14 protein-coding genes are annotated in these 15,915 nt (G+C 69.5%); 6 read left to right on the forward strand and 8 right to left on the reverse strand.

The features are described from left to right. The first annotated feature begins 57 nt into the window (after window positions 1–57). Window positions 58–1,497: a formimidoylglutamate deiminase gene (locus tag ACQQ2N_RS16330; RefSeq protein ID WP_440222631.1), complete on the forward strand. Its 1,440-nt coding sequence runs from the start codon at window positions 58–60 to the stop codon at window positions 1,495–1,497. Here ACQQ2N_RS16330 and ACQQ2N_RS16335 read toward each other — a convergent pair. Next, a complete protein-coding gene (locus tag ACQQ2N_RS16335) occupies window positions 1,458–2,765 on the reverse strand; it encodes an alkaline phosphatase family protein (RefSeq protein ID WP_440222632.1) in 1,308 nt (435 codons plus the stop codon). The two genes, ACQQ2N_RS16330 and ACQQ2N_RS16335, sit on opposite strands and share 40 nt — an antisense overlap. Window positions 2,766–3,246: 481 nt before the next feature. On the opposite strand from ACQQ2N_RS16335, the gene ACQQ2N_RS16340 reads away from it, so the two are divergent. From ACQQ2N_RS16340 to hutU, 4 genes are all read left to right on the forward strand, one after another. After that, window positions 3,247–3,651 (forward strand): protease inhibitor I42 family protein, encoded by a 405-nt coding sequence (locus tag ACQQ2N_RS16340; protein ID WP_440222633.1) that lies wholly within the window; start codon window positions 3,247–3,249, stop codon window positions 3,649–3,651. A 217-nt stretch (window positions 3,652–3,868) separates the two neighbouring features. After that, window positions 3,869–4,687 carry a DUF2167 domain-containing protein gene (locus ACQQ2N_RS16345; protein WP_440222634.1) on the forward strand — a complete coding sequence of 273 codons (819 nt, stop codon included), beginning with the start codon at window positions 3,869–3,871 and terminating at the stop codon, window positions 4,685–4,687. 2 nt (window positions 4,688–4,689) lie between these two features. Further along, window positions 4,690–5,436, forward strand: a complete 747-nt coding sequence (locus ACQQ2N_RS16350) for a hypothetical protein (RefSeq protein ID WP_440222635.1) — start codon at window positions 4,690–4,692, stop codon at window positions 5,434–5,436. Window positions 5,437–5,651: 215 nt separating this feature from the next. Beyond that, on the forward strand, window positions 5,652–7,328 hold the full coding sequence (gene hutU / locus ACQQ2N_RS16355; protein WP_440225787.1) for a urocanate hydratase: 1,677 nt from the start codon (window positions 5,652–5,654) through the stop codon (window positions 7,326–7,328). Between the two features lie 14 nt (window positions 7,329–7,342). On the opposite strand, the gene ACQQ2N_RS16360 is transcribed toward hutU, so the two are convergent. From ACQQ2N_RS16360 to ACQQ2N_RS16380, 5 genes are all read right to left on the reverse strand, one after another. Then, window positions 7,343–8,374 carry a hypothetical protein gene (locus ACQQ2N_RS16360; RefSeq protein WP_440222636.1) on the reverse strand — a complete coding sequence of 344 codons (1,032 nt, stop codon included), beginning with the start codon at window positions 8,372–8,374 and terminating at the stop codon, window positions 7,343–7,345. Window positions 8,375–8,493: 119 nt separating this feature from the next. After that, window positions 8,494–9,129, reverse strand: coding sequence for an endonuclease III (nth, locus tag ACQQ2N_RS16365; RefSeq protein ID WP_440222637.1), 636 nt, complete (start codon window positions 9,127–9,129; stop codon window positions 8,494–8,496). Further along, a complete protein-coding gene (locus tag ACQQ2N_RS16370; protein WP_440222638.1) occupies window positions 9,126–9,761 on the reverse strand; it encodes an RnfABCDGE type electron transport complex subunit B in 636 nt (211 codons plus the stop codon). The genes nth and ACQQ2N_RS16370 overlap by 4 nt, the downstream gene beginning before the upstream one ends. A gap of 28 nt (window positions 9,762–9,789) precedes the next feature. Further along, entirely contained in the window at window positions 9,790–11,946 is a 2,157-nt protein-coding gene (gene metG / locus ACQQ2N_RS16375) for a methionine--tRNA ligase (RefSeq protein WP_440222639.1), read from the reverse strand. 76 nt (window positions 11,947–12,022) lie between these two features. After that, complete coding sequence (locus ACQQ2N_RS16380; protein WP_440222640.1) at window positions 12,023–12,484, reverse strand: hypothetical protein; 462 nt, start codon at window positions 12,482–12,484, stop codon at window positions 12,023–12,025. Window positions 12,485–12,626: 142 nt separating this feature from the next. Between ACQQ2N_RS16380 and apbC the strand changes: the two genes are divergently transcribed. Further along, a complete protein-coding gene (gene apbC, locus ACQQ2N_RS16385) occupies window positions 12,627–13,718 on the forward strand; it encodes an iron-sulfur cluster carrier protein ApbC (RefSeq protein WP_440222641.1) in 1,092 nt (363 codons plus the stop codon). A 30-nt stretch (window positions 13,719–13,748) separates the two neighbouring features. Here the strand turns inward: apbC and ACQQ2N_RS16390 are convergent, their stop codons facing one another. Together ACQQ2N_RS16390 and ACQQ2N_RS16395 are read right to left on the reverse strand one after the other, a co-directional pair. Next, window positions 13,749–14,549 (reverse strand): SDR family oxidoreductase, encoded by an 801-nt coding sequence (locus tag ACQQ2N_RS16390; RefSeq protein WP_440222642.1) that lies wholly within the window; start codon window positions 14,547–14,549, stop codon window positions 13,749–13,751. 59 nt (window positions 14,550–14,608) lie between these two features. Then, complete coding sequence (locus ACQQ2N_RS16395; protein WP_440222643.1) at window positions 14,609–15,601, reverse strand: SDR family NAD(P)-dependent oxidoreductase; 993 nt, start codon at window positions 15,599–15,601, stop codon at window positions 14,609–14,611. Window positions 15,602–15,915: the final 314 nt, after the last annotated feature.

The raw sequence follows: 15,915 nt of genomic DNA on the forward strand, positions 1-15,915 counted from the left end.
GCTTCCGCCGCCGCGGCGGGAACGGGGATAATCACGGATCGACTTCCGGAGCCGCGCATGCCGAACCGACTCTTCCACGCCGAACACGCCTGGCTGCCGCAGGGTTGGGCACGCGACGTGCGCTTCGAGATCGACCAAGGCGACCTGCTGCGCGGTGCGCTGCTCGAGGCCGCGCCGTCGTCGCCGCGCGACGGCGCCGAGCCGCTCGGACGCTGGGTCGTGCCGGGCATGCCGAACCTGCATTCGCACGCGTTCCAGCGTGCGATGGCCGGTCTCGCCGAACGCCGTGGCGATGCGCAGGACAGTTTCTGGACCTGGCGCGAGGTCATGTACGCGTTCGCGGGTCGGGTCGGCCCCGACGACCTGCGCGCGATCGCGAGCCAGCTCTACGTCGAGATGCTCGCGGCCGGCTACACGCACGTCTGCGAGTTCCACTACCTGCATCATCAGCCCGACGGTCGGCCCTACGCCGATCCGGCCGCGATGGCGCTTGCGATCATCGACGCCGCGCAGGAGGCCGGTATCGGCCTCACGCTGCTGCCGACGCTGTACATGACCGGCGGCTTCGACGGCCGTCCGCTCGGCGAACGCCAGCGTCGCTTCGCGCACGACGTCGACGGCTTCCTGCGTCTCGTCGAGCGCCTGCGCATGGCCGAAAGTCCACGCGTGCGCGTCGGCATCGCGCTGCACTCGCTGCGCGCGGTGCCGCCGTCGGCGATGCGTGCCGTGCTCGACGGCATCGCCGCGATGGCGCCGTCGCGCGACGGCACGCCAGCCGTCGACATGCCGATCCACATCCACATCGCCGAACAGATCGGCGAAGTGCAGGACTGCCTCGCCGTGCGCGACGCACGCCCGGTCGAATGGCTGCTCGACAACGCTCCCGTCGACCGGCGCTGGTGCCTCGTGCACGCGACCCATCTCGACGAGGGCGAGACCACGCGCCTCGCCGCGACCGGCGCGGTCGCCGGACTGTGCCCGACCACCGAGGCCAACCTCGGCGACGGCCTGTTCCCGCTGCGGGCCTACCTCGACGAGGGCGGCGTGATCGGCATCGGTTCGGACAGCCACATCTCGGTGTCGCCGGTCGAGGACCTGCGCTGGCTCGAGTACGGGCAGCGTCTCGTCACGCGGCATCGCAACGTCTCGGCCGACCTGCGCACCCCGAGCACGGGCGAGAAGCTGTTCGCGGCGGCGCTTGCGGGAGGTGCCCAGGCGGCCGGCGTGGCGACCGGGTGGTTCGAAGGCGGCGACCGCGCGACGCGCACGTTGGGTCCTCGCGCGGACCTGCTCGTGCTCGACGACAGCTCGCCGCTGCTCGCGGGACGCGATGCCGCGCACCTCGTCGATACCTGGCTGTTCGCGGGCAACACGAACCTCGTGCGCGACGTCTACGTCGAAGGCGAGAAGGTCGTCGCCGACGGCGTGCACCGGGATGCGACGCGCATCGCGCGCCGCTACAAGGCGGTCGTCGAACGCCTCGCTGCAGCGGTCTGACGCGCGGCGTCCGGCGGTACCGCGAGCGCGTCGGCGACCTCGGCGAGGTCGCCGTCGTTCGGCTCCGGTGTCACGCCGAGCACGCGTGCGAGCAACGGGTAGACGTCGACGTTGTCGAAAGGCGCGATCACGCGCCGTTTCGCGAACGCGGGACCCGAGGCCATGAAGATCGCGCGCATGTCCGGGTGGTCGGTCGCGTAGCCGTGCTCGCCGAGCGAGAAGTGATCTTTGCGCGCCATGATCGCGTGGCTGAAGATGATCCAGCCGTGATCGGCGATGCATAGCAGCGGCGGCACGCGTGGATGCCGGCCGTAGTGCAGTTCGGGTGGCAGTTCGGACTTGCGCCTGCAGGTCATGTGCTCGTGCGGGGCGAGCAGGCGGCGCTCGACCAGCGTCTCGCTGCCGACCTTCGGCACGAGCCCGGTGAGCACGCCCCACATCACCACGTGGACGTCGTCGAGCGGCACGACGTCGTCGAGGCGGATCACGCGCTCGGGCGACGTGGAGGCCATGCCATGGTCGGACACGACGACGAGATTGGCGCGTTCGCGCAGGCCGCGCGCCGCGAGGCCGTCAAGCAGGCGCGAGACTGCGGCGTCGACGCGGCGCAGCTCGGCGTCGACTTCGGGCGAGCCCGGTCCGTAGTGATGGCCGGCCTTGTCGATGCCGTCGAAGTACAGCGTCATGAAGCGCGGACGACGCTCGACCGGCACGTCGAGCCAGGCCAGCAGCGTGTCGACGCGCGCATCGGGCGTCATCGTCGGATCGAACGGCAGCCACTGGTCCGGATGCGCGCCGTGCACGGGCGCCTCGGACGCCGGCCAGAACACCGTCGCGGTGCGCAGGCCGGCGCGCTGCGCCGTCGTCCACAGCGGCGTCGCGCCGTCCCACCAGCGCGCGTCGCCGATGGCTTCGCGGTTGGTCGCCCGGAAAGTCTGACCCGGGATCGAGGCGTCCTCCATCATGTTCGCGACGATGCCGTTGCGGTCCGGCCGCAGGCCCGTGATCAGCGTGTAGTGGTTCGGGAACGTCAGCGACGGGAACGAGGGACGCATGAAGCCTGCGCGCACGCCCTCCGCACCGAGATGCGCGAGCGTCGGCGTGAAGCCGCGATCGAGGTAGTCGGCACGGAAACCGTCGATCGAGACGAGGATGAGCGGCGCGTCCGAGGCGAGCAGCGACGACGGCGGGGCCTCGCGGCAAACGATGGACGTGCAGGCCGTGGCGAGCACGGCGAGCAGGCTGGCGAACAGGCGGAAGAGGGTCATGGAGGCAACGCGCAAGGCAGGTCGCGATTGTCGCGCAGCCGTGTTGCACTTCGCCAATGCCGGAGGCCATGCGCGCCAAGTTCCACTGCTGTCCCGGGAAAACCTGCGGACCGCGTCGCGCCGGCAGCGGAGTTGCCGCGTCGTCGTTCCCCGCGCTCGGCATCGTGCGACTTCACAGGCTCGACGCGTCCTCCCGCAATGGCGTTGCGCTCGAGCCCCTCGCCCTCCGGGAGAGGGGGCGGGATCGAGACTACGTCTGATCATCGTCACGATTCCGGACCCTCATCCGGCCCTTCGGGCCACCTTCTCCCGGAGGGAGAAGGGAAGAACGTGCGCGATGCGGTGTTGCCGCGAGAACGAGTCGGCATGCCGGCATTCTTTGCCGGAAAGCTGACGTGGCAACGTTTTCGAGCGTTCGCTTCGAACTTTCCCCGGACAGCAGTGCGCTAAGCTCGGCGCTCGCCGCGACAGGGAGCCGCGCATGTTCCGACACCTGACGTACGCCATTCTCGTGTGGAGCGCGATCCCGTTCGCACGGGCTGCCGAGGTCGATCTCGTCGCCGGCCCCGCGGACGCGATCGTCGAGGTCGCGGCCGGCGACGTGCTCGTCGTGCGCGTGCAGGGCAACGCATCGACCGGCTACGCGTGGCAGCGCGTCGACGACGGCCGCGGCGTGCTCGTGATGGATCGCCTCGCAAGCCCCGAGGGGGGCGTGACGCCGGTGCCGGTGCCGCCGGCCGATCGCCGCATCGGCAGCCCGACCACGGCGACGTACCGCTACCGTGCGGTCAAGGCGGGCGAGACCGAACTGCGCCTGCAGTACCGTCGGCCCTGGGAAAAGGGTGCGCCGGCACACGAACTCGTCTGGCGCGTGCGCGTGGAGTGACGCGCTGCGCATCGTGTCGGGGCCGTGCCCCTCGTGGCCTGTCGCGGTACCACGTCGCGTGGATCACGTGATCGTGCGCTCACCGTGCGATTGGCCGCGCTGATATCCTGCGCGTCGGGGACAACACGAGCGCGACGTTCGCGGGCCGAAGGCCGGCGCGGATGTCGTCGTGTCCCCTCAACCCACGTCCCGGATGGCACCAGGAAGGAGTTTCCCGATGAAGTCGTTGCTGCTGGCTCTCGCCGTCGCGCTGTCGAGCGCACCCGTCCTCGCCCAGGACACCCAGGCCGAAGAGGCCAGCCCGTTCGCCTCGCTCGACTGGCACAAGGGGCCTGCCGCCGAGGACATCGCCTCGAAGGCCGTCATCAAGACCACCGAGTCGCTTTCCTTCCTCGACGAGGCCAACAGCAAGCGCTTCCTCGAGATGACCGGCAACATCCCGGAGGAAGGCAACTACATCGTCGTGGCGACCGAAGAGAACTGGTGGGCGACCTTCACGTTCGATCCGGTCGGCTACGTCAAGGACGACGAGAAGATCGACGCCGATGCGCTGCTCGCGACGATGAAGGAGAACGACGGCCCGTCCAACGAGTACCGTCGCCAGCTCGGCCTCGGCGAGCTGCACACCGAAGGCTGGGCGGTCGCGCCGCATTACGACGAGCAGACGCGTCGCCTCGAGTGGGCGCTCAAGCTGCGCAGCGCCGACGGCGAATCGGTCAACTACACGGTGCGCCTGCTCGGCCGCACGGGCGTCATGAATGCGACGCTGGTCAGCGATCCCGAGACGCTGCAGCGTGACGTCGCCTCGTTCAAGACCTCGCTGGCCGGTTTCGCGTTCAAGCCCGGCGAAGGCTATGCCGAGTACCGCGAAGGCGACCGCGTCGCCGAGTACGGCCTCGCTGCGCTCGTGGTCGGCGGTGCCGCCGCGGTGGCCGCCAAGACCGGCTTCCTCGCCAAGTTCTGGAAGCTCATCGTCGGCGGCGCGGTCGGCCTGTTCGCGTTGCTCGGCAAGCTGTTCAACCGCAACAAGACCTGAGCATGGGGATGTCCGCGGAGATCCAGTTCGCCGCGGCGGTCGTCCTGATCTTCCTGATCGATGGCGTGCTGCTGCTGCACGTCAACGAGGCCGTGGTCGAACGCGGGCGCCGCGTGCGCATCGCGTTCGGCTCGTCGCAGCCGTGGGTGGCCGGCAGGCGCGTGCTCATGCTCGCGCCGTGGTGGCCGTTCACGAGTGCGTGGCGCGTGACCTGGCGCGTGCGCGACACACTCGATCCGCCCGAAGGCGCGGACACCGCGCGTGCGCGCATCGACGCCTTGCATGCGCGGCTCGCACGGCTGTCGCCTTGGATCGCGCTGTCCGGCCTGCTCGTGATCGTCGCGACGCCGGTCGCGCTGATCGTCGCGACCACGCCCGTGTTCGTGCTCGTCGCACTGCTCGCATGGCTGTCGGTGTGGCTGCTGATCGTGCGGCTCGCGATGCTGCGGCGTGCGCTCGGCCTCGGCTGGGGCGCGTACGCGCTCGTCGCGTTCGAGTGCGTGGTCTGCCCGCCGGTCGCGCCGAACCTGATCCGCAAGCTGTCGCTGAAACTGTCGCCCGCCGACGATCTCGCCGCGTTCCTCGACGCGCCGACGCGTGCCGTGGCACATGCGCACATGGCCGCCGATCTCGATGCGCGCCTTGTCTTCCACGAGCCGGGCAGCGACACCTTCGAGCGCGTGCGCGCCTACCGCGACCTCCTGCGCGGCGATGCCCCGCTTGCCACCGTTTCCGGAGATACGCCGTGAGCTTCGCCGAACTCGCCGTCATCGTCGGCTGCCTCGCCGGCGGCTACTGGCTCATGCGCAAGTACCTCGAGGGCTGGACGCCGGGGCACGGCGGTCGGTCGGCGCCACCCGGCGAGGAGGGTGTCTGGCGCGATCGCGACGTCGCGGAACCCCCGCGGTCGCCGCCGGCGCGCGAGCCGGCGATAATCGCCGCCTTGCCTTCCCCGGAGACCCGCATGTCCGCTCCCGCCTCGCGCCACGATGCCTCGCGTTCGATCCGCGCCCCGCGCGGTGCCGAACTGAACTGCCGCAGCTGGCTGACCGAGGCGCCGTACCGCATGCTGCAGAACAACCTCGATGCCGAGGTCGCCGAGAACCCGGCCGAACTCGTCGTCTACGGCGGCATCGGCCGCGCCGCGCGCGACTGGGCCAGCTACGACGCGATCCTCGCCACGCTGCGCACGCTCGGCGACGACGAGACGCTGCTCGTGCAGTCGGGCAAGCCGGTCGGCGTGTTCCGCACGCATGCCGACGCGCCGCGCGTGCTCATCGCGAACTCGAACCTCGTGCCGCACTGGGCCACGTGGGAGCACTTCCACGAGCTCGACCGCAAGGGCCTCATGATGTACGGCCAGATGACGGCCGGTTCGTGGATCTACATCGGCTCCCAGGGCATCGTGCAGGGCACCTACGAGACATTCGTCGAGCTCGGCCGCCAGCACTACGGCGGCAGCCTCAAGGGGCGCTGGATCCTCACCGCCGGCCTCGGCGGCATGGGCGGCGCGCAGCCGCTAGCGGCCTCGCTCGCGGGCGCGTGCTCGCTCACGATCGAATGCCGCCAGAGCAGCATCGACTTCCGCCTGCGCACGCGCTACGTCGACGAACAGGCCAGCGACATCGACGACGCGCTCGCACGCCTCGCACGCTACACGCAGGCCGGCGAGGCGAAGTCGATCGCGCTGCTCGGCAACGCCGCCGAGGTGCTGCCCGAACTCGTGCGCCGCGGCGTGCGTCCCGATGCGGTGACCGACCAGACCAGCGCGCACGATCCCGTGCACGGCTACCTGCCGGTCCGCTGGAGCGTCGAGCAGTGGCTCGAGGCCCAGAAGAGCGATCCGCAAGGCGTGCGCGACGCGGCCAAGCGCTCGATGCGCGTGCACGTCGAGGCGATGCTCGCATTCCACGCACAGGGCATCCCGACCGTCGACTACGGCAACAACATCCGCCAGATGGCCCAGGACGAAGGCTGCACGAACGCGTTCGATTTCCCGGGCTTCGTTCCGGCCTATGTGCGCCCGCTGTTCTGCCGCGGCGTCGGCCCGTTCCGCTGGGTCGCGCTGTCGGGCGATCCCGAGGACATCTACAGGACCGATGCGAAGGTCAAGGAGCTGATCCCCGACGATGCGCACCTGCACCGCTGGCTCGACATGGCGCGCGAGCGCATCAGCTTCCAGGGCCTGCCGGCGCGCATCTGCTGGGTCGGCCTCGGCCTGCGCCACAAGCTTGGCCTCGCGTTCAACGAGATGGTGCGCAACGGCGAGCTCAAGGCGCCGGTCGTGATCGGCCGCGACCACCTCGATTCGGGCAGCGTGGCGAGCCCCAACCGCGAGACCGAGGCGATGCGCGACGGCAGCGATGCGGTCAGCGACTGGCCTCTGCTCAACGCGATGCTCAACGTCGCCGGCGGCGCGACCTGGGTCAGCCTGCACCACGGCGGTGGCGTCGGCATGGGCTACTCGCAGCACTCGGGCGTGGTCATCGTCTGCGACGGTACCGAAGCTGCCGATGCGCGCATCGCACGCGTGCTGTGGAACGATCCGGGCACCGGCGTCATGCGCCATGCGGACGCGGGCTACGAGATCGCCCAGGCCTGCGCGAGGGAGCAGGGGCTGGTGTTGCCGATGCTTCGCTGACTCCGCATGAGGACTCAGGGATCGAATCCGCCGCGGAACAGGGATGTCGTCGGTACGGAGAACAAGGCTCCCGAGTACTCGAACGGCGCCAGTGCGATCTCGAGGTTCTGGCGTGGTGGGACATCGCCTTGCGCATCCAGATCGAACGATTTCACGGTGAGTCCCATCGTCGCAATGGACGGGCCGATGGCGACGACGAGCCTGCCATCCCAGCGGTCCACGGCGATCTTCGCGCTGGCATGGTGGAGGCCGACGAGTCCGGTCGTCGGTCCTGCGATGCGCCTTACGGGCGTGATGTCGCCGGGCGTGACCGCGAAGACATCGATCACCCCCTCGTACGTGGGCGAGCCCGGCACGAGGGAGAGGACGTGGAGCAGGCCTGTCTCGTCATCCCAGGCCATCGATACCGCGCCGTCGATGCGCGGATCGCGGAACACGCGTGTGGGTGTGGCGTTGCTCTGGGCGGTACGTGCGTGGAACACGATCTTGGAGCGTGCTTCCGGCCCCGCGTCGTCGTTGATGCCGGCGATCTCGTCGGAAGCCGTGATGTGGACGGGATCCATCGACCACGTCAGCTCGGTGGGGCCACCCCACGCGACGACCCGCAAGGGAGCTACCTGTCCATCCGCGCGCAGCGGGTAGGTGGCGAATCCGAAGCTGGACCCGTACACGGCGAGCTCGTCGTGATCGGCCACCGGTACCGAGGCATAGGTCTGCATGTTCGTCAGGAGCACGCGCACGGGCGCGGTGTTTCCACTGGCCGACGCGGAAAACGCGAGCACGGTCCTGCGGTTGAATCCCGGCACGTAGAACACGTCTTCGGTGGGCTCGTAGGCACCGTGCAACGGGTCTCCGAGTAGGGTTGCGTCGCCCTGCAGCACGCTCGTAAGGGGGCTCTGTTGCGTACTGAAACGATCGAAGCGAAGGAGCCGGTGCGTCGTATCGTCGGAAACGAGTCCGATCCAGAATGCAGCGTCGGCACGCATGGGCGCCCACGCGAGAAATACGGCAATCCATCCGCTTATGACGACGCGCATCGCATGCACTCCCTGAGGCGATGCAGGAGATACGCAGCGAGGCGGTCGATCCCTCAACGCGGAGGCGATCGCACGGCTGTGCAGGGAAGGTCCTCGCCAGCCGGGCGCCGTCCCGCCATGCCGCCCTGTCAGGCCGCGGTCTTGTCCCGGAATGCGCAGAGGTCGCGGATCACGCAGTGCGGGCAGTCGGGCTTGCGCGCCTTGCACACGTAGCGCCCGTGCAGGATGAGCCAGTGGTGCGCATCCTGGCGGAACTCCGCCGGCACGACCTTGAGCAACCTGTCTTCGACCGCACGCACGTCCTTGCCGGGCGCGAGTCCGGTTCGATTGGCGACGCGGAAGATGTGCGTGTCGACCGCGATGGTCGGTTCGCCGAACGCGGTGTTGAGCACGACGTTGGCGGTCTTGCGGCCGACGCCGGGCAGCGCCTCGAGCGCCTCGCGGTCGCGTGGCACCTCGCCGTCGAACTGCTCCACGAGGATGCGGCAGGTCGCGATCACGTTCTTCGCCTTGGCGTTGAACAGGCCGATCGTGCTGATGTGGCGCTTGAGCGCATCCTCGCCGAGCGCGAGGATCGCCGCGGGCGTGTTCGCGACCGGGTAGAGCCGTCGCGTGGCCTTGTTCACGCCGACGTCGGTGGCCTGCGCCGACAGGATCACCGCGACGAGCAGCTCGAACGGCGTCGTGTAGGCGAGCTCGGTGGTCGGGTGCGGATTGAGCTCGCGCAGGCGCGAGAACATCTCGACGACATCGGCACGCTTCACGTCGACGGTCCCTGCTGGCGACGTGCGCGGCCGCGCGCGATCGCCTCGAGTACGGCGTTGCGGCTGATCGGTGTGGCGACCGGTTGCGCGACGACATCGGGTGCCTTGTCGGCGATGCGCTGCAGGCTGTCGTCGTCGCCCGTGTCGAGGCGTCCACGGCGCGCCTCGTAGCGCTTTCGTGCATGCGCGGCACGCGCGAGCACGCGGTTGCGCGGCAGCGGCGCCACCGCAACGGGAACCATCGCGATGCAGTCGACCGGACACGGCGCGATGCACAGCTCGCAGCCGGTGCATTCGTCGGCGACGATCGTGTGCATGCGCCTGGCTGCACCGACGATCGCATCGACGGGACAGGCCTGGATGCATTTGGTGCAGCCGATGCAGACGGCTTCGTCGATCACCGCGACGGTCGGCGGTGCCTCGAGGCCGTAGGCGGGATCGAGCGGCTTGGCGGCGCGGCCGAGCAGCGTCGCGAGCGCGACGACGCCTTCCTCGCCACCGGGCGGGCAGCGGTCGATGTCGGCTTCGCCGCGATCGATCGCCTCGGCGTAGGGACGGCACGCCGGGAAGCCGCAGCGCGTGCATTGCGTCTGCGGCAGCAAGGCGTCGATCAGCGTCGCGCGATCGGCCATGGTGGACCCGTCGTCGTGGAGGGCGTGCTCAGCGCACCGTCGCGCCGGCCACGGCGCCATCGTCGACGTCGAGCAGCTTGAGGTCTGCGCCGCCGGTGCCGGCCGACAGGATCATGCCCTCGGACAAGCCGAAGCGCATCTTGCGTGGCGCGAGGTTGGCGACGAACACGACGTTGCGGCCGACCAGCACCTCGGGATCGGCATAGGCGCTGCGGATGCCCGAGAAGATCTGGCGTTCGCCGAGTTCGCCCGCGTCGAGGCGGAAGCGCAGCAGCTTGTCCGAGCCTTCGACGAATCCGCACTCGAGCACGCGACCGATGCGCAGATCGACCCTGGCGAACTCGTCGATCGACAGCACCGCCGTGGTGGAATCGTCGGTCTTCGGCATCGCCGCGTCGGCAGGCTTCGCGGTCGTGGCGGCCTTCGCCGGTGCTGCGGACGGGGCGACCGGTGCAAGCGATTCCTTCGAGGCCTCGACCATGGCCGCGACCTGCTTGGGATCGACGCGCGTGGCGAGCGGCTCGTAAGGCTTGAGCGCGTGGTCGCCGAGGTGCGTGGCGATGTCCTCGAAGCCCGCGAACGTGCCGGACGGCAGTGCGAGGTAACGCTCGGCCGCGGCGACCGTCGCGGGCAGGATCGGCTTGAGCGCGCAGGCGAGCGCACGGAACAGGTTGAGGCCGGTCGACAGGATCACGTGCAGTTCGTGGCGGCGTGCCTCGTCCTTGGCGACCGCCCACGGCGCGGCATCGGCGATGTAGGCGTTGGCCGCGTCGGCGACCTGCATGATCGCACTGATCGCCTTGTTGAAGTCGTCGCTGGCGTAGTACGCCACGGCGTCGCGCAGCTTGGTCGTGCTCGCGGCGAGCGCGGCGACGGCGGTCGCTTCGTACGGCTGCGGCGGCTGCGGCGCGCCGGGGCTCGACAGCCAGAACGGTGCGATCAGGCGGTTGTCGAAGTGCGTCTCGAGCAGCTTCGCGCAGCGGCTCGCGATGTTGACGAACTTGCCGACGATGTCGGCGTTGACGCGCTGCGCGAAATCCTCGAGGTTGAGATCGAGGTCGACCACGCCACCCGACGATTTCGTCGCGAAGTAGTAGCGCAGGTACTCGGGATTGAGGCCGGCATCGAGGTAGGTGCGCGCCATGATGAACGTGCCGCGCGACTTCGACATCTTCTCGCCGTTGACGGTGAGGTAGCCGTTGACGTGCAGCGCGGTCGGCACACGCAGGCCTGCGCCATGCAGCATCGCCGGCCAGAACAGGCCGTGGAAGTTGACGATGTCCTTGCCGATGAAGTGGTGCATCTCGGCGGTGCTGCCGGCGCCGAGGAACGCGTCGAAATCGAGGCCTTCGCGCGCGCACAGCGCCTTGAAGCTCGCGAGGTAGCCGATCGGTGCGTCGAGCCAGACGTAGAAGTACTTGCCGGCCGCGTCGGGAATGGCGAAGCCGAAGTAGGGCGCGTCGCGCGAGATGTCCCAGTCGCGCAGGCCGCCGTCGGCATCGAGCCATTCGCCGAGCTTGGCGACGACGCCGGGATGCGCCACCGGCGCGCCCGTCAGCCTGCCGCCGAGCCAGTCGCGCAGCACGCCTTCGAACGCACCGACCGCGAAGAACAGGTGCTCGGAATCACGCAGCTCCGGCGTCGCGCCCGACACGACCGAACGCGGGTCGACGAGATCGGTCGGTGCATACGTCGCACCGCAGTTCTCGCAGTTGTCGCCGTACTGGTCCGGCGTGCCGCACTTCGGGCAGATGCCCTTGATGTAGCGGTCGGGCAGGAACATCTGCTTGGCCGGATCGAACAGCTGCTGGATCGCGCGGCGGCGGATGTGGCCGGCATCGCGCAGGCTCGCGTAGATGCGCTCGGCGAGCTCGCGGTTCTCGTCCGAGTGCGTGGAGTGGTAATGGTCGAACGCGACGCCGAAAGCGGCGAAGTCGCGCTCGTGCGAAGCCTTCACCGGCGCGATGAACGCCTCGGGCGTGAGCCCGGCCTTCTCGGCCGCGAGCATGATCGGCGTGCCGTGCGCATCGTCCGCGCAGACGAAGTGCACCGTATCGCCGGCCATACGCCGCGCGCGGACCCAGATGTCGCCCTGGATGTAGCCGACGAGATGGCCGATGTGCAGCGGGCCGTTGGCGTACGGCAGCGCGTTGGTGACGAGGATGTTCCTGCGCGAAGGCGACATTGCGGACGTGTTCCACCGGATGCAAGCGTGGAATTATGGCACGCGCGTCCCTGCGCGTCGGTAGTCCAGGGCGTCGTCAGATCGCCGCGCAGCCCTTGTCGGCGAGCTTGCGCTGCGCGAGCACGCGCAGGCGCTTGCAGGTCTGCTCGATGCGCTCGGGCTTGCTGTCGCGCTTGATGCTGTCGCTGACGAGCTGGACGGACTTGCGCAGCTCGGGGCCTTGCACGCTGCGCTCGTCGGGCGAGATGCGCGTGTTGATGCACTGGCGCGCGTTCTCGAAGAATTCGTCGCAGACCGGGTAACCCGTGGGTTCGAACGCGGCGAGCTGTTCGTCGAGCGGGGGCGGCGGTGCTTCCGCAACCTGCGGCGCCGGTTCCGCAACGGGAGCGGGTAGCGGTGGCGGCGGTGGTGCTGCTGCGGGGGCCGGCGTGGTGGCAGGCTGCTGGGCCTGGCCGGGCAATGCGGGGGGCTGTTCGCGGCTGCAGGCGGCGGCGCCGAGCGCGAGAAGCGAGATCAGGACGGTGTGGCGGAAAGCCATTCGGAACTCCTTGGGGGATTCGCCGCGCCGGACGCGGCGGCGCGGACTGTGACCATGCCGCGGCCATTCGGTTCAACGCCATGCGACGGTCCGCGGGCTGGGCTCGGGCATAATAGTGGACTTTCAACGACCCGAACGTTCCATGAGCGAGATCACCGAAGCGCGCGTGCGCGACATCCTGGCCGGCATCGTCGATGTGAACACCGGCGAAGGCCTCGTTGCATCGGGCGCCGTGCGCGGCGTCGGCATCGCCGCGCCGAACGTCTCGATCGACCTGCAGCTCGGCTACCCTGCCGCGACATGGCAGGCCGAGCTGGCGACGCAGGTGCGTGCGGCGCTCGAAGCCGATCCCGCGATCGCCTCGGCGGCGGTCGGCGTGTCGTGGCGCGTCGGTTCGCACCGCGTGCAGGAAGGCCTGTCGCCGCTGCCGTCGATCCGCAATGTCATCGCTATCGCGTCGGGCAAGGGCGGTGTCGGCAAGTCGACCGTGACCGCGAATCTCGCGCTCGCGCTGCATGCCGAGGGCGCCAGCGTCGGCATCCTCGATGCCGACATCTACGGACCGAGCCAGCCGCGCATGATGGGGCTTGCCGGCAAGCCCGATTCGAAGGACGGCCAGCGCATCGAGCCCAAGCGCGGCCACGGTATCCAGGTCATGTCGATCGGTTTCCTGATCGAGGAAGACACGCCGATGATCTGGCGTGGCCCGATGGTCACGCAAGCACTGCAGCAGCTGCTGTCGGACACCAACTGGGTCGACCTCGACTATCTGCTCATCGACCTGCCGCCCGGCACGGGCGACATCCAGCTCACGCTGAGCCAGCGCGTGCCGCTGTCGGGCGCGATCATCGTCACGACGCCGCAGGACATCGCGCTGCTCGACGCGCGCAAGGCACTGCGCATGTTCGAGAAGGTCAACGTGCCCGTGCTCGGTATCGTCGAGAACATGGCCACGCACGTGTGCTCGAACTGCGGCCACGAGGAAGCGATCTTCGGCACCGGCGGCGGCGCGGGCATGGCGGCGCAGTACGACGTGCCGTTGCTCGGTTCGCTGCCGCTCGACATCCGCATCCGCGAGCAGGCCGACGGCGGCACGCCGACCGTCGCCGCCGATCCCGCGTCGGATCTCGCCGCGCGCTACCGCGCGATCGCGCGCGGTGCGGCAGGCAGGCTTTCGCGACACGCGCGCAACAAGTCGATCCCGTTCCCGAAGATCGTCGTGCAGGACACCTGAGCGGCCTTCCCGACGGGTTCGCACCGCGCGTCAGACGTAGTGCATCGCCTTGCCGATGCCGCCGTCGACGACGAGGTTCTGGCCCGTCACGAAGCCCGCGCGCGCCGACAGCAGGTAGACAGCCAGTTCACCGATGTCCTCGGGCGTGCCGACGCGGCCGGCCGGATGCTGCGCGTGGTCGCGTCGCGACAGCTTCGGCGTGCGGCGTGCCGACGGCTTGCGCCAGGCGTCCGTCGCGATCCAGCCCGGGCTGATCGCGTTGACGCGAACGGCCGGGCCTTCGCTGACCGCGAGTGCGTGCGTGAACGCGACGATGCCGCCTTTCGCGGCCGCGTAGGCTTCGGTATGCGGTTCGGACTGCGCCGCGCGCGTCGATGCAAGGTTGACGATCGCGCCGCGTGCCTCGCGCAGCGCGGGCAGGGCGTGCTTGCTGCACAGGAAGGTGCCGGTCAGGTGGCTGTCGAGGAAGCGCCTCCATTGAGCGAGCTCGAGCGAGGCGAGGTCGCCGACGTGCGGCGCGGCGAGCCCCGCATTGTTGACGAGGCCGTCGAGCCGACCGAATCGAGCGAGCACGCGGGAGATGCCGCGCCTGACCTGGGCTTCACGTGTCACGTCGAGCTGCACGAACAACGCGCGCGTGCCCAGGTTCCATTCGTCGAGGCAGGCTTCACCGGCCTCGCGATCGAGATCGGCGATCGCGACGCGGCCGCCGGCCGCGAGCACGGCCTGGGCGATGCCGCGCCCGATGCCTTGCGCGCCGCCGGTGACGAGCACGACACGGTCGTGCAACGGCAGCGCGTCGGGTGACGCGATCGTCGGCGTGAGCGTCATTGCTCTATCTCCATGAAGATGGATGCAGGATTGGTGCGCAACGCAGCGGGTTCCTTCGCTCAGGCCAGGTGGTCGCGTACCAGATCCTCGGACACCTGCCACAGGCGTCGCGCCATCGCGGCATCGCGCTGCATCGGATCCGGCGCCACGGCCTGGCCGTCGCGGAAGTACAGGCCGTTCGCGGTCGCGAGCGTGGGCGAGGTCGCGACATGGCACGGCGTCGCGGCGGCCTGCGCCGGCGTGCGCGCGTCGTCACGGTACTTCGAGCCGACGTTGCGCAGGATGTTCGTGCGCGCGTGGCCGGGTGTCACGCAGTTGGACGTCGCGCGCGTGCCCTGCAGTCGGCGTGCGAGTTCGAGCGAGAACAGGCCATTGGCGAGTTTCGAATGACTGTAGCCGCGCGCGTACCAGCCCTTGCCCGACAGGTCGTCGAACTGGATGCCGCCGGGCGGTGCCCGGCCGTGGTCGCCGCTGCCGAGTACGACCACGCGGCCTTGCGGCGCCGCCGTCACGCGATCGAGCACGCGGTTGACCAGCAGGAAATGGCCGAGGTGGTTGACGACGAACTGCTTCTCGAGCCCGCGCACCTGCTCGTGCGTATCGAGCACGATGCCGGCGTTGCAGATCAGCATGTCGACGGGCAGTTCGAGCGCACGCACGGCCTCGGCACACGCGACGACCGAATCGAAGTCCGACAGTTCGAGGGCCACGGGCGTCGTCATGCCGGCCACGCCCGAACACGCTTCACGCGCCTTGTCCTGCGTGCGTGCCGTGCCGATCACGTGCGCACCGCGCATCGCGAGCACGCGCATCGTCTCCAGGCCGATGCCCGAGCTGCAGCCCGTGACGAGTGCCGTGCGACCGCGAAGATCGAAGCCGGTCGTGACCGCCTCGGCCGTCGTACCTGGCGCGAAAGGCACATCGGAAGCGCCGGCCGCCCCGCGTGCGAGCAGCGGCGCGAGCAGCGGCAGCAGCAAGGAACCGAGAACGCGGCGACGTGCGCCGTCGCAGATGTCGTGTGCCGTCGGAAGCGTCGGGTCGTGGGGTGTCATGCGTCGCATGTCGGAGGGAAGGGCGACGAGGATAGTCGCGCCGGACGCGCATCGGTACGGCATGCATCGCGCGAGCTCTGGTTTGGGGTCAGGTTCATTTCCCCGCGTGAGCTTGGCGTGGTGGTCGCTCGGCGCGCGGAAAATGAACCTGACCCCATGCCGTAGACCCCATGCCGTACCCCGTGCCGTACAGTGGCCTGACCGCTCCACGGCGCGTTCCGGCAGAATGGCCTTCGCCCTGCCGGACTCCGCGATGCGTGGCCTCCGCCTGTGGCGGAAAAATGAACCTGACCCCATGCTCCAACGGACCCCAT

The organism is Dokdonella aquatica, from assembly GCF_051987395.1.
In the GTDB taxonomy this organism is placed as follows: domain Bacteria; phylum Pseudomonadota; class Gammaproteobacteria; order Xanthomonadales; family Rhodanobacteraceae; genus Dokdonella.

What these genes read in the sequence shown, in the direction of transcription:
- hutU (WP_440225787.1), top strand. Translation starts at nt 5,652, where the DNA reads ATGTCCGCTCCCGCCTCGCGCCACGATGCCTCGCGTTCGATCCGCGCC.
- ACQQ2N_RS16380 (WP_440222640.1), bottom strand. Translation starts at nt 12,484, where the DNA reads ATGGCTTTCCGCCACACCGTCCTGATCTCGCTTCTCGCGCTCGGCGCC.
- ACQQ2N_RS16345 (WP_440222634.1), top strand. Translation starts at nt 3,869, where the DNA reads ATGAAGTCGTTGCTGCTGGCTCTCGCCGTCGCGCTGTCGAGCGCACCC.
- ACQQ2N_RS16395 (WP_440222643.1), bottom strand. Translation starts at nt 15,601, where the DNA reads ATGACACCCCACGACCCGACGCTTCCGACGGCACACGACATCTGCGAC.
- apbC (WP_440222641.1), top strand. Translation starts at nt 12,627, where the DNA reads ATGAGCGAGATCACCGAAGCGCGCGTGCGCGACATCCTGGCCGGCATC.
- ACQQ2N_RS16370 (WP_440222638.1), bottom strand. Translation starts at nt 9,761, where the DNA reads ATGGCCGATCGCGCGACGCTGATCGACGCCTTGCTGCCGCAGACGCAA.
- ACQQ2N_RS16350 (WP_440222635.1), top strand. Translation starts at nt 4,690, where the DNA reads ATGGGGATGTCCGCGGAGATCCAGTTCGCCGCGGCGGTCGTCCTGATC.
- ACQQ2N_RS16330 (WP_440222631.1), top strand. Translation starts at nt 58, where the DNA reads ATGCCGAACCGACTCTTCCACGCCGAACACGCCTGGCTGCCGCAGGGT.
- metG (WP_440222639.1), bottom strand. Translation starts at nt 11,946, where the DNA reads ATGTCGCCTTCGCGCAGGAACATCCTCGTCACCAACGCGCTGCCGTAC.
- ACQQ2N_RS16335 (WP_440222632.1), bottom strand. Translation starts at nt 2,765, where the DNA reads ATGACCCTCTTCCGCCTGTTCGCCAGCCTGCTCGCCGTGCTCGCCACG.
- ACQQ2N_RS16390 (WP_440222642.1), bottom strand. Translation starts at nt 14,549, where the DNA reads ATGACGCTCACGCCGACGATCGCGTCACCCGACGCGCTGCCGTTGCAC.
- ACQQ2N_RS16340 (WP_440222633.1), top strand. Translation starts at nt 3,247, where the DNA reads ATGTTCCGACACCTGACGTACGCCATTCTCGTGTGGAGCGCGATCCCG.